The organism is Arthrobacter sp. CP30, from assembly GCF_053470025.1.
The window spans coordinates 1-12,512 of sequence record NZ_JBQEMM010000016.1; the positions used below are offsets into that span (position 1 = coordinate 1).

At 68.6% G+C, this 12,512-nt stretch carries 13 protein-coding genes and 1 tRNA gene; 11 read left to right on the top strand and 3 right to left on the bottom strand.

The window, feature by feature from the left end; translation table 11 throughout:
* The coding region (locus tag ACTIMO_RS16145) for a TetR/AcrR family transcriptional regulator (protein WP_448183046.1) at window positions 1-745 on the bottom strand (745 nt) is incomplete at its 3' end.
* A gap of 64 nt (window positions 746-809) precedes the next feature.
* Here ACTIMO_RS16145 and ACTIMO_RS16150 point away from each other — a divergent pair.
* The 6 genes from ACTIMO_RS16150 to ACTIMO_RS16175 all read left to right on the top strand — a co-directional run bounded on the left by ACTIMO_RS16150 (window position 810) and on the right by ACTIMO_RS16175 (window position 7,679).
* Window positions 810-2,126: an acetyl-CoA C-acetyltransferase gene (locus ACTIMO_RS16150; protein ID WP_422391847.1), complete on the top strand. Its 1,317-nt coding sequence runs from the start codon at window positions 810-812 to the stop codon at window positions 2,124-2,126.
* Window positions 2,126-3,502 carry a 3-oxoacyl-ACP reductase gene (locus ACTIMO_RS16155; RefSeq protein WP_448183047.1) on the top strand — a complete coding sequence of 459 codons (1,377 nt, stop codon included), beginning with the start codon at window positions 2,126-2,128 and terminating at the stop codon, window positions 3,500-3,502. Before ACTIMO_RS16150 ends, ACTIMO_RS16155 begins: the two co-directional genes overlap by 1 nt.
* On the top strand, window positions 3,499-4,416 hold the full coding sequence (locus ACTIMO_RS16160; RefSeq protein ID WP_448183048.1) for a MaoC/PaaZ C-terminal domain-containing protein: 918 nt from the start codon (window positions 3,499-3,501) through the stop codon (window positions 4,414-4,416). The genes ACTIMO_RS16155 and ACTIMO_RS16160 overlap by 4 nt, the downstream gene beginning before the upstream one ends.
* 154 nt (window positions 4,417-4,570) lie before the next feature.
* Window positions 4,571-5,536, top strand: coding sequence for a trypsin-like serine peptidase (locus ACTIMO_RS16165; RefSeq protein WP_448183049.1), 966 nt, complete (start codon window positions 4,571-4,573; stop codon window positions 5,534-5,536).
* Between the two features lie 124 nt (window positions 5,537-5,660).
* A complete protein-coding gene (locus ACTIMO_RS16170) occupies window positions 5,661-6,905 on the top strand; it encodes a kynureninase (protein WP_448183050.1) in 1,245 nt (414 codons plus the stop codon).
* A 36-nt stretch (window positions 6,906-6,941) separates the two neighbouring features.
* Window positions 6,942-7,679, top strand: coding sequence for a M50 family metallopeptidase (locus ACTIMO_RS16175; protein ID WP_448183051.1), 738 nt, complete (start codon window positions 6,942-6,944; stop codon window positions 7,677-7,679).
* 15 nt (window positions 7,680-7,694) lie between these two features.
* Here the strand turns inward: ACTIMO_RS16175 and ACTIMO_RS16180 are convergent, their stop codons facing one another.
* Window positions 7,695-7,970 carry a hypothetical protein gene (locus tag ACTIMO_RS16180; RefSeq protein ID WP_422391853.1) on the bottom strand — a complete coding sequence of 92 codons (276 nt, stop codon included), beginning with the start codon at window positions 7,968-7,970 and terminating at the stop codon, window positions 7,695-7,697.
* A 279-nt stretch (window positions 7,971-8,249) separates the two neighbouring features.
* On the opposite strand from ACTIMO_RS16180, the gene ACTIMO_RS16185 reads away from it, so the two are divergent.
* The 5 genes from ACTIMO_RS16185 to ACTIMO_RS16205 all read left to right on the top strand — a co-directional run bounded on the left by ACTIMO_RS16185 (window position 8,250) and on the right by ACTIMO_RS16205 (window position 11,190).
* Window positions 8,250-8,336 (top strand) — tRNA-Leu (locus tag ACTIMO_RS16185).
* Window positions 8,337-8,624: 288 nt separating this feature from the next.
* Window positions 8,625-8,951 carry a hypothetical protein gene (locus tag ACTIMO_RS16190; protein ID WP_448183052.1) on the top strand — a complete coding sequence of 109 codons (327 nt, stop codon included), beginning with the start codon at window positions 8,625-8,627 and terminating at the stop codon, window positions 8,949-8,951.
* A 137-nt stretch (window positions 8,952-9,088) separates the two neighbouring features.
* The gene (locus tag ACTIMO_RS16195) at window positions 9,089-9,349 is read left to right on the top strand and encodes a hypothetical protein (protein WP_422391855.1); all 261 of its coding nucleotides are present in this window, start codon (window positions 9,089-9,091) and stop codon (window positions 9,347-9,349) included.
* A 118-nt stretch (window positions 9,350-9,467) separates the two neighbouring features.
* A complete protein-coding gene (locus ACTIMO_RS16200) occupies window positions 9,468-9,620 on the top strand; it encodes a hypothetical protein (protein ID WP_448183053.1) in 153 nt (50 codons plus the stop codon).
* 1,348 nt (window positions 9,621-10,968) lie between these two features.
* Window positions 10,969-11,190 (top strand): ANTAR domain-containing protein, encoded by a 222-nt coding sequence (locus ACTIMO_RS16205; RefSeq protein ID WP_448183054.1) that lies wholly within the window; start codon window positions 10,969-10,971, stop codon window positions 11,188-11,190.
* 214 nt (window positions 11,191-11,404) lie between these two features.
* On the opposite strand, the gene ACTIMO_RS16210 is transcribed toward ACTIMO_RS16205, so the two are convergent.
* Complete coding sequence (locus ACTIMO_RS16210) at window positions 11,405-12,094, bottom strand: GNAT family N-acetyltransferase (RefSeq protein WP_448183055.1); 690 nt, start codon at window positions 12,092-12,094, stop codon at window positions 11,405-11,407.
* Window positions 12,095-12,512 lie beyond the last annotated feature (418 nt).

Consider the following 12,512-nt stretch of genomic DNA (forward strand, 5'->3'; position numbering starts at 1 on the left):
GGCGGGGCGGGACGCGACGGCCGGGGGAAGCCGCCTGCGCGAGGGCTTCGTACCGGGTGATGCCGTCGAAGAGCCAGCCGGTGATGTGGTGGGCCATCTGCTCCTCGGTCGGTCTGTCCGGACCGTCCGGGGTGGCGAGCCAGTGCTCACCTGCTGCGCGCACCATGCCGATGGCTGCCGCCGGCCAGTACTCGGGTGCGGAATCGTCGGGACCGCTCGGCCGGTCGGGGGAGACCAGGTAGGCGCGCATGGGGCGGGACACCATGTCGGTGACGGCTGCGAGGAAGTGGGCGAGGGTATCCTGGGCGCCGTCGTCGTGCGCTCCTGATTCCGCGATCCCGACCCTCGTCACGAACGCGTAGACGTTGGGAGAGGTCCTCGCCATCTGGAGGTAGGCGAGGACCATGGAGTGGAGTCCTTCGCGTGGGGTCGCGGCGGCCCGCGCCGCGTCGATGACCTTCTGCTGCATCTGCCCGATGACCACTTCCGCGACGGCCCGCTGAAGGCCGGTCTTGTCGCCGAAGTAGCGGTAGTACACGGACTTCGACGTGTCCGCCGCAGCGGCGATGTCCTCCATGGAGGCTCCGGGACCGAGTGAGTCGATGGCCCGCCGGGCCGTCTTGATGAGTTCGCGTCGCCGTGCCGCGCGGTGTTCCTCCCAGCGGCTCGACCGTCCGTCCGGGGCGGTCGGCGCATCGACGGACGCCTGGCGGGAGGCACCCTTCCGGGCAGCGGCGAGCTTCATGATACTCAGCGTATCAGGTACGCTAGGTATCGGTAATCCACCCCCTCGTACCAGGAGTCCTTCCATGGCAGATCAGGCCGGCGCGCAGAACGCTGCCCAGTCACCCCGCAAGGCAGTCGTCATCGGCGGCAACCGCATCCCCTTCGCCCGCGCCGGCGGTGCCTACGCCTACTCGTCCAACCGCGACATGCTCATCGCCGCGCTCGACGGGCTCGTGGCCCGCTTCGGCCTGCAGGGCGAGCGCATCGGGGAGGTCGCAGCGGGCGCCGTCCTGAAGCACTCCCGCGACTTCAACCTGACCCGCGAGGCAGTACTCGGATCGGCACTCTCGCCGGAGACTCCCGCCTACGACCTGCAGCAGGCCTGCGCCACCGGACTCGAGACCGTGGTGGGGCTGTCCAACAAGATCAAGCTCGGCCAGATCGAGTCGGGGATCGCCGGTGGCGTCGACTCGGCGTCCGACGCCCCGATCGCCGTCAGCGAGGGGCTGCGCCGCGTCCTGCTGGACCTCTCGCGCGCCAGGACGACCCAGCAGAAGATCCGCATCCTCAGCACGCTCCGGCCGAAGGACCTCTCGCCCAACGCGCCGGGCACGGGCGAACCCCGGACCGGGCTGTCCATGGGGGAGCACCAGGCCATCACCACCGCCGCCTGGCAGATCACCCGCGAGGCCCAGGACGAGCTCGCCTACCGTAGCCACCAGAACCTCGCGGCAGCCTACGACCGGGGCTTCTTCGCCGATCTCCTGACGCCCTACCGTGGACTGCTGCGTGACGCGAACCTCCGCGCCGACACCTCGCCGGAGAAACTCGCAACGCTCAAGCCCGTCTTCGGCAAGGGCCTCGACAGCCCGGCGACCATGACGGCCGGCAACTCCACGCCGCTGACCGACGGAGCCGCCGTCGTGCTGCTCGGCAGCGAGGACTACGCGCGTGCCAACAACCTGCCCATGCTCGCGAACGTCGTCGACGCCGAGGCGGCCGCGGTGGACTTCGTGCAGGGCGACGAGGGCCTGCTGATGGCGCCGGTCCACGCGCTGCCCCGCCTGCTGAAGCGCAACGGCCTCACCTTCGCGGACTTCGATTTCTTCGAGATCCACGAGGCGTTCGCCGGGACGGTCCTCAGCTCGCTCGCGGCCTGGGAGGACGAGGAGTACTGCAGGCGAGTGCTCGGCCTGGACGGCGCGCTCGGCAGCATCGACCGTTCGAAGCTCAACGTCAACGGGTCCTCGCTCGCTGCCGGGCACCCGTTCGCCGCGACGGGCGGGCGCATCGTCGCGTCCCTCGCCAAGACGCTCTCCGAGCAGGGCGGACGAGGACTCATCTCCGTCTGCGCCGCGGGTGGCCAGGGCGTCGTCGCGATCCTCGAGGCGAGGAACTGATGGCCGACGCGTACCTGGAACTCGTCAACACGCCCCTGCCCGCGAGGATCGCCAAGGCGCTCGGTCTTCCCCGCCCCTCGGTACTGCGGCGCTGGACGCCCGGTGAGGTGCTCGCGCCGCACCCCGTCCTGGTCGCCGGCGCCGGTGCGGGGGCGGACGCGCTCGCCGACGTGCTGCTCGGCTGGGACATCGAGGTGCGGCGCCACGTCCTGCCCGGCGAGAAGCTGAGCGCCGCCGTCGTCGTCCTGGAGGCAGCGACCGAGCCCGCCGACCTCGCCGCCCCGATGCTCGAACTCGGGCACGCCGTCAGGCTGCTGGTACCGGGCGGACGCGTGATCGGCGTCCTACGCTCGGCCGCGGACGCCTCCGGACCCGCGCAGGCGGCTGCCCGCCAGGGGATCGACGGCGCCCTCCGCTCGGTCGCGCACGAACTGCGGGGCGGGGCGACGGCGAACGGCATCATCCTGCGCGGCGACGCCACCACGACGGATCCGACGACGCTCGGCGCCCTGCGCTTCTTCCTCTCGGGTCGCAGCGCCTATGTCGACGGCCAGTTCGTCGAGGTGGCTTCCACTCCGTCGGGGAGCATCACCGACCTCGCCGCCGCGACCGCTGCCTCGGGCGAGGGCGTCGCGGACCAGCCCCTCGCCGGGAAGACCGCCGTGGTCACGGGCGCTGCCCGCGGCATCGGTGCGAAGATCGCCGAGGTCCTGGTGCGGGACGGAGCGCGTGTCGTCGCCGTCGACGTCCCGGCCGCGGGGGAGCAGCTCGCCGCCGTGGCGAACAGCGTCGGCGGGACGGCGCTGCAGCTCGACATCACCGCGGCGGACGCCGCCGTGCGGATCCTCGACCACGTGCGCCGGCGCTTCGGGACGCTCGACATCGTGGTGCACAACGCCGGGATCACGCGGGACAAGCTCCTGGCCAACATGGATGCGTCCCGCTGGGAGTCCGTCATCGCGGTCAACATCGCCTCGCAGCTGCGGATGAACGAGCAGTTCATCGCCTCCCCGGTCTTCTCGGAGACTGGACGGATCGTCAGCCTGGCCTCGACGAGCGGCATCGCCGGAAACCGCGGGCAGAGCAACTACGCTGCGTCCAAGGCGGGTGTGATCGGCATGGTCCGGGCGCAGGCGGCCGAGTTCGGGGGCGCGGGCCGCAGCATCAACGCCGTCGCCCCGGGCTTCATCGAGACCGACATGACGGCGAAGATCCCGCCGCTCACGCGCCAGGTCGCCCGGCGCCTCAGTAGCCTGCAGCAGGGCGGCCTGCCCGTCGACGTCGCGGAGACCGTCGCGTTCCTCTCCTCCGATGCGGCGGCTGGCATCAACGGCCAGGTGCTCCGTGTGTGCGGGCAGAACCTGGTGGGCGCGTGAGCCAGGAGAACGGTGCGACCGATCTCGTGCAGCTGGAGGCCGTCCCCGCCCTCGCCGGGCTGTACCGCCGGGCGCTGCTGACGACGGCCGCCCGCAGGGTGGCACGGAAGGGTGCGCCGTCGGACCTGCCCGCCGTGCGGCACCGCGTCGGCGGCGTGCGCGTGGAGCTGCCCGCAGTCACGCGCTTCCAGCATCTGCTCGGGTCCGCGGCCCGGGACCAGCTGCCCTCCGCCTACCTGCACACCGTCGCGTTCCCGGTGGCCATGAGCGTGCTCGCGCGGCCGGACTTCCCCCTCCCGCTCCTCGGCATGGTGCACCTCAGCAACGAGGTGCGGCAGGAGCGGCAGGTCGGCGTGTCGGAGACGCTCGACGTCGTCGCGTGGAGCGAGGCCCTCAGGCCCCACCCCGCCGGCACGCAGGTCGACCTCGTGACGGAGATCGCCGTCGACGGGGAGCGCGTGTGGTCGGGACGCTCCGTCTACCTCGCCCGCGGCATCCGGTCGGAGGGCGCACCGGAACGCTCATCCGTGGAGCGGCCCGCCTTCGTCCCGCCCGTCCCGACGGGACTCTGGCGTCTCGACGCCGACCTGGGGAGGCGGTACGCGGCCGTGTCGGGAGACTGGAACCCCCTCCACCTGAGCGGTCCCTCCGCGCGGCTGCTGGGCATGAAGGGCGCCATCGCCCACGGCATGTACCTCGCGGCACGGATGGTCGACGAAGCCGTGCCTGCTCCGTCGGGTGCGCTCTCGTGGCGTGTCGACTTCGCCACGCCCGTGCCGCTGCCCGGCAGGGTGGCGCTCTCCTTCGCCTCGCCGACCGGCGAAGTCGCTGCAGCCGGCTCCCGGATCGACGTCGTGGGCTGGGATGCGAAGCGCCGCCGGCCGCACTTCACGGGGTGGGTCCGCGCGGAATAGTTCCATGCCGGGCAGGCCCTGTCCAGAGAGCCGGTGGTTTTCACGGGTGATTCTTCCGAAGTCACCGAATCGGCTGGGCAGGGCACGTGGGCGCGGGGCAGACTCCAGGGACCGGCCCCCGAAGGCCGCCCCACTGGATGGAAAGAGGAGTTTCGTGAACTCTAGAGGTCTCAAAGCCGGCATGATCGCCGCGTCGGCCCTGATGGCATCAGCGCTGATGGCAGCAGGTCCGGTCCAGGCAGCGCCGTCGCCCGCCACCGACACAAGCGTTGCCGGCGTCGTGTCCCACGCCCAGAACGAGAGCCAGGCGTCGCTGGACGCCTACTGGACCGCGGACAGGATGAAGAACGCCAAGCCGGCGACCGCGATCAACTCCGGATGGGCGGCCGAGGGCCGGTCCATCATGCCGAAGGCAGGCCAGGAGTCGGTGGCCAAGGCGCCGAAGCAGCCCGTCGTCGAACCCCGCGCCGTCGCCCAGACGGCCGTACCGCGCATCGGCAAGGTGTTCTTCACCCAGGGCGGCCAGAACTACGTGTGCTCGGGCAACTCCGTGCAGAGCGGCAACCAGAGTGTCGTCGCCACCGCCGGCCACTGCACGCACGACCTCGCCACGGGATTCGTCACGAACTTCGTCTTCGTGCCCGCCTACAACAACGGTGCGGCGCCCTACGGCAAGTTCACCGCGCGTTCGCTGGTCGCAGCGAGCGAGTGGGTCTCCCGCAACGACATCAACTACGACGGCGCCTTCGCCGTCATGAACACCCTCAACGGCCGGACCCTCTCGGCGACGGTCGGCGCATCGAGCATCGGCTTCAACATGGCCCGCGGGCTGAACTACACCGCGTACGGCTACCCTGCCGCCTCGCCCTTCAACGGTGAGCGCCTCTACAGCTGCACGGGGACCGCAACGGCCGATCGCATCGGCGGCACGCAGTCGCAGGGCATCCCCTGCGACATGACCGGCGGCTCCTCGGGCGGTCCGTGGTTCGTCGGCTCCGGATCCGGCGGCACGCAGAACTCCGTCAACAGCTTCGGCTACAGCACCCAGAAGAACGTCATGTACGGCCCGTACTTCGGCAGTTCCATCCAGGCGGCCTACAGCACGGCATCCAGCCGGTAGTCGTCCCGCGCGCAGTACCCACGCAGTACCCGTGCAGTATCCAGGAGGGCGGTTCCCCAGGGAGCCGCCCTCCTGGACCTCCGCGGCCGCCGGAACGGCAGGGCCCGCCACCTAGACTGGAGCGATGACCAGCTCCACCCTCGCCGACAGGGCGGCCGAGCTCGACGCCGCCGACCCCCTCGCCCGTCACCGCGCACTCTTCCTGGGGACCGCGGATGGATCCGTCCGCTCGTACCTCGACGGCAACTCCCTCGGTCGTCCCCTCGCCGTGACGCCGGACAGCCTCACGGCGTTCGTCGGGGAGCAGTGGGGCGGCCGCCTCATCCGGGGCTGGGACGAGGGCTGGCTGGAGCTGCCGCAGCAGGTGGGCGACAGGATCGGGCGGGTGGCCCTCGGTGCCGCCGAGGGACAGTGCATCGTCGCCGATTCCACGAGCGTCCTCCTCTACAAGCTGGCGCGCGCGGCCGTTGCAGCGCGGCCGGAGCGGACCGAGATCGTCGTGGACCGCGACAACTTCCCGACGGACCGCTTCATCGTGGAGGGCATCGCCCGCGAGCGGAACCTGACGGTGCGCTGGATCGACGTCGCCTATGACGGCGGGGCGACGACGGTGGACGTCGCGGGCGCCGTCGGGCCACAGACCGCCCTGGTGCTGCTCAGCCACGTGGCCTACAGGTCCGGCCACGTCGCCGACGTCGAGGGCATCACGCGGGTGGTCCACGACGCCGGGGCGCTGGTCCTGTGGGACCTCAGCCATTCGGTCGGGTCCGTCCCGGCCGAGCTGGACGCCTGGGACGTGGACTTCGCGGCCGGGTGCAGCTACAAGTACCTCAACGGTGGACCGGGCGCTCCCGCGTGGGCGTACGTCGCGCAGCGGCACCTGGCGACGCTCGACCAGCCGATCCCCGGCTGGCTCGGCAGCGCAGACCCCTTCGCGATGGGTGCTGCGTACCGGCCGGCAGACGGGATCCGCAGGCTCGTCTCGGGAACCCCGCCCATCGTCGGCATGATCGCCATGCGCGACATGCTGGACCTGCTCGAGGTTGTGGGCATGCCCGCCGTCCGGGCGAAGTCCGAGCGGCTCACGGCGTTTGCCGTCGAGGCCGTGGAGGCCGTGCTCGCGCCGCACGGCGTCGTTGTCGCCTCACCGCGCGATCCCGCCCGGCGTGGCGGTCACATCACCATCGATCATCCCGCGTTCGCCGCCATGGTGCCCGATCTGTGGGCGGACGGCATCATTCCCGACTACCGCAATCCGAACGGCATCAGGCTCGGACTGTCGCCCCTGTCGACCTCCTTCGCGGAGGTCGCCGTCGCGATCGGTGCCATCGCCGAGCGCCTCGACCGGGCGGCCGACGCCGATCGGTAGGACGGCCGTGCAGGCCGGGGTGGGACGGGACGGCACATGAGCACGCCGGCGGCCGAGTTCCGGGACCGCATCGTCGGCGGATTCGCGCAAGCCACTCCGCCGTCGGTGGGGCTCACCGGCATCCTGGTGATCGCGGTCGCTGCCGCCGTGCTGTGCGTCCCGCGGCGTTCCTGGCGCATCTTCGGACTCTTCGTCACCGTGGTCCACGAACTGGGCCACGTGGGGGCCGCCCTGCTCACCCTGCAGCGCGTCACGGGGATCACTCTCCGCCTCGACCACTCGGGCACCACCACCAGTCTCGGGCGCGGCGGCCGGCGCGCGGCCTTCACCACGTTCTGGGGCTACCCCGCGCCTGCCATCGTCGGGCTCGGGCTCCTGTGGAGTGCCGCGCACGGGTGGGCGGGGGCTGCGCTCTCAATCGGGGCGCTGCTCCTGGTGGCAGCCCTCGTCCTCGTGCGGAACGCACAGGGCATCCTGATCCTGGGCGGCAGCGCCGCCGTCGCCCTCGCGCTCGTGTGGTTCGGGGGAGGGGAGCCCGCGGGATACGCCTGCCTGGTCCTCGGGATCGCCCTGCTCGTGGGTGCCTGCCGTGACTGGATCAAGGTGGTGCGGGTCCATGCCCGACGGCGGGACCTGGGGTCGTCCGACGCCTACCTGCTGAAGGCCGCCACCGGCATCCCGTCGGCGCTGTGGCTCGGTGGCTTCGCCGTCGTCATCGGCGGGTCGCTGGCACTCGCGTCCGGCCCGCTGGCGCTCATGGCCGTCGCGCCCTGACCGCAGGGCCCCTCGTCAGTCGTCGCAGATCCTCGTACGCCCGGAGCTGTAGGGGGCGCCACGCTGCCGGCAGAGGTCGTCGTACAGCTCGTTGACAGCCTGCGAGATGCAGTCGCGCTCATGTTCCGGCAGGTCGATCAAACCGTGCAGGTAGGCGTTCACCTCGTACTCGTCGACGCCTCCGCCCATGCTGAAGTAGTGGAGCCAGAGTTCCCCCGTGGAGATGTTGGTCCGTTTCATGGCGTCGAACGTCAGGGCGAACTGCTCCTGGCCGGGATTCGTCTCGTCCACCGCATCCATTCCCTGTTGCCTTGAATTTCCTCGTCACCACGGCACATGCCGGCCCGTGGTCTGGCCAGCATATGCCGCGCGACGTGTGCGACGGGTCGGGCAGGGGGTGGTTGCCGCGGTCGCGGGCGCCACGGTAGGGGGTCCTCCGTGCTCCGTGCTCCGTATTGTGCCGGTTGTCGTCGGCGGCCCGAGGGCAGGCCGCCGATTCAACTCCTGAGCGGTTCTCGTGGTAGAGTCTTTCTCGTTGCTTTCGCCGGTTTATACGGCGAAAAACCACCCGCGCGGGTGGCGGAATGGCAGACGCGCTAGCTTGAGGTGCTAGTCCTCTTATTGAGGGTGGGGGTTCAAGTCCCCCTCCGCGCACCAAGAAAACCCCGGTTCGCCGGGGTTTTTTTGTGCCCTCGACCACGCGGCGGCTTTCGCCGACCACGTGAGTGCGCCCATCCGCGACCCGTGGCCGCTCGGACCGCCCCGTGAAGTGCATGGCGAGCATAGAGAGAAGAAGCCGCAGGAACGGTCAGACGGCCTCCCTGCGGCAATGGGTCGACAAGCGACCTTCTGAACGGACGTCTCACCGGTTCGAGGACGTCTCTTTGCCAGATCGGACAGTCGTGGATCGGTAGGGGCAGCCGTTGGCCCTTCGTCGACTTCGAAGTGATCGAGGACAACCTCGAACGACTCTCCGGTGACGAACGCCGATTCATGCTGCTGGTTGCGTCGCTTGGCGACGGGGGAGCGCTGGTCGACCTCGGCGACGTCATCCCGGGCCTGGACCGTGACGTGCTGTCACTCGTCCTCGCCGCGGTCGCGCACGCCGGCGGAAGCCATGAACAGTCAAGGTTCGAGTCCACCGAGGACGGCACACCGACGTCCACTGTCCGTCTCGCCGGCTCTACGACTGGCCTCAGGGCACTGTCATCTGAGCTGCTGCGCTGCACACTGGCATCCAGTCAGGCAGTACTCGAGGGAAGTGCTCCATGAGAGTGGGACGTTCTGACCAGGGTGCACGGTAGGTCGAGTACGACGGACACCCCGGACAGGACTCCACTACAGAGCGTAGAACACTACTCTGACACCATCCCCGGGCAGCAGTTGGTGGAGGCTGACAGACTGATTGGATGCCTGCGACCCGCCCCGACAACGACCAGGTGGCCGAATGCGCGGAATGCGGCAGGACCGCCCCGCTGACGCTCACCGGTGATGGAACGCCGAAGGATTGGGCGTACATCGCGGATGCGGGACTGACATTCTGCCCGCTGCACCGGCCGCGGATGCCCGAGGGCCGGCAGGACGTCATCAGGATCTACAAGAAGGGCGAGCTCGACAAGCTTGCCGGCGAGCCCAAGTCTCCGCCCACCGGTTCGTTCGAGGAACAATGACGAAGGCCCCGGGGAGGCTGCGTGGATGGGGGATCAACACACAGACGACCGGGGCCCTCACCGACAGTTCTACTGGGTGAGAGCGCTCCCCACCTAGCCGAAACAGACGCATGACCTGATGAGAATTCCAGCCCTGGCACAGTGCTGCATTTGCCGCGGGACGACCAAGCTCCAGGACGAGGGAAGGCGCCTGCCCGAGGGCTGGCTGTACCGGACGATCACCGTCGACGTCGGCCGCTACTACTGCCCCGAGCACGCGCACCGGGCTTGATGCGAGTGCGCTGCATGGACCAGAACACAACACCAGCGAGCAGTCCGGCCCACTGCCACCGCACGAGACCCGGTGGCGGCCGAGTCAAGAGCAAGCTGACGCGGTCAGAGAGCATGTCCACGAGAGACTGTCCTGCATCCCCTCACTGCAGTCGGCCGGTGCGTGAATCGTGCTGGAACAGCCGGACACCTACAACGGGGTTCCAGGAACTCGACATAGCAGATCTGCATCTGCTCATGAACCGCGCTTTGTCGTCGTCATGATGTGCGGGTTCATTGGCTGGGGGGTTCGTGTTTGGGTAGAGTGCCTGCCAGTGGCTCAGCAGTGGGCTCGACCAACGTCGTGTCTGGAGATGATGATGTGCCCCCACTGCTCAACACCCCGCCTCGAATCACCAACGACGTCGCCCGTAGAGTCGCCGTCCAGACCACTGCGGAATCCTTCTGACGCTCGGCCCCCGAATTACCTGCGGATGCCCTTGCGGGAGCTTCGCGTCCATGCGAACCGGCTCTACGAGGTTCTGGACACATCGGATCCGCCCGAAGACGCTGTGTACGAGTATCGGCTGGTCAGTTCCATCCTGACGCTGCGTGCCGAGTACGCCCGGCGCCGCTCACCCTGACCTACGAGCTGACCGGTTCCCGGCATCAGGTGCGAGCACGGTCCCCGCCAGGGGCCCTCCCGGTGCGGTATCGAGGACCGTGATCGGCGGGCTTCCGCGTTGGTCGGAGTGATACCAGATCGCGGTGGAACGTTGTGGAGAAACCAGGACGCGGGCGAGGTGCCATGGCCGGTGACGCTACCGGTATGGTCGCTCAGATCGTCCCGTACCGAGGACGATGTCATGACACGGGTACTTCCGGTAGGCGCTCGAATTCTGAGAGCTCGCCTACAAGGGCCTCAGCTGTGGTGAGGACCATGATGAACAACCGTTCATTCGCGCAAGACAACGCCCCGTAAGGCGCGGACCCTGACACCAAGGGCGGCTCCGAGCACGACCGGGAGATCCCCGAGCTCGCACACCGCTCGGTCACCGATAGCGGGAACCTCGTGGAGCACCTCGAGATCCTGGTGAGCACGGCGGTCGATGTCCTCGAAACCCCAGGAGAGGACGTGTTCTGCGGGGTGACGCTCCTGCTGCCACGCCGCGCAGCGACGGTGTCCAGCAGCAATGACGTTGCCCAGAAGATGGACGAGGTCCAGTGCAGGTCAGATGACGGGCCACGCCTAACAGCGGCTCACGAGGAACGAGAGGTCTACCTCGACGAAGCCCGGCGCCTTCACACCCCGGTCCACGAATCTGGCCCATAGATTCGCGCAGGAGGCATCGAAGTCCCTCCGGATCGCAGTGCGCCTGGCGGACCTGTCCGATAGGGGCGCTGACCTACGCGCCGCGATGGAGGGCCGGCACGTCATCGACACCGCAGGAGGAATCATCATGTCCCAGACCCTCTGCAGCCAGGAGGAAGCCTTCGTCACCCTCCGTCAGGCCTCCAGCTCCCGCAACACGAAGCTGCTGGTCCTCGCCCAAAGCATCCTCGACAACATCGGCACCACACCCACCCCATAGAGAACTTCCACCCATGAGCCGACTATCCGGCTGAGCGCCCCCGACTTGCTACCCCCGACTGACGCCCCCCCCGACTGACGACCCCCGACTGACGACCGCACCAGTTGGAGCGGCCGGCTCAGACAGGACAGCCGAAAACGCCCCACCGCAGCCCTGCCCGACCGGATGCCGCTGGCTCCACAGCGAAAGCGGGACCCAGCGAATCAGCGATAGGTCAATGGTGGCCGGTGTACTGCTGATATTGAGGGTGATCGGCCAGGAACGCGTGAGCCATCGGGCAACGGGGGATGAGGTTCAACCGCCGCTTGTGGGCGTCGAGGACGATGTCGCGCATCAGGATTGTAGCAGCGCCTTGGTTCCGGAAGCCCGGCAGTTCGTTACCCATGATCAGGGTCAGGTCCCCGCCGGTCATCCGGTACTGCATGTACGCGACCACGTGTCCGTCGATGAACAGCTCGAACCGGGAGGACAGCGAGTTATCGCGGAACTTCTCCCGCGTCGCGCTCACCGGATGCCGTTTCTTCGCTGCCTCGGCTCTGCGCTCGAGCTCGTCGACGAGCATCTCGTACCGGTCCACCGTCCGGCTGGGCGGGAAGCCGGTATCCATCAGCGTGTACGCCTGGTTGACCAGCGTCCTCAACCGGCGGACAGAGAGTGACGCGAGAACAGCTGGGGTCGGTCGTTCATCGTCAGTGAGGGAGTCATCAGGCTCCTGCCGGGATTCCATCCACGCAGTCAGCTGCTCCGTGTCGATCGTCCCGAACTGATTCGCCCGGGTGAGCTTTGCCGTCGTCTTGGACCGATCGGATTCTGTGAGGAGCGTGAGCGATGCTGCAGCGGCAGTGGTGCTCGTGGGTATTGCGGGGTGATTCATCAGTTCGGTCATGGCCGTCTCCGCACTCACTACACATCCCTGGCCTGTGTCTAGACCTATGTGTGATTCGAACACTAGACCTAAAGCCCGCAGAAGCAACCAGCATCAGCTGAACAGTTGGTGACGGCCAACCCGTGAGGGATTGGGAGGTTGAACGGGGCGACAGGGCACGAATTTTGTGCAGTATCGCTACCGCTCCTCTACGCCTTCCTGCCCACTGCTATACAGATGAAGCCGCACGTCTTGGTAGGGACCCCGCGGAGGGGGACTACCGGTGACGAGATCGCCACCGAAGAAACTACTCACTACAGCGGCAACCGTCTCCGCCGGCATCGGGCACACCGATCCTGTACGGCGCTCCTGAGTCGCAGATGGCCGACCTCGACGACGTTCCGACGTCCGGCGCTAGCGGGCACGATGTGCCGCTTGTGAGGCCGTTTTGGACCTT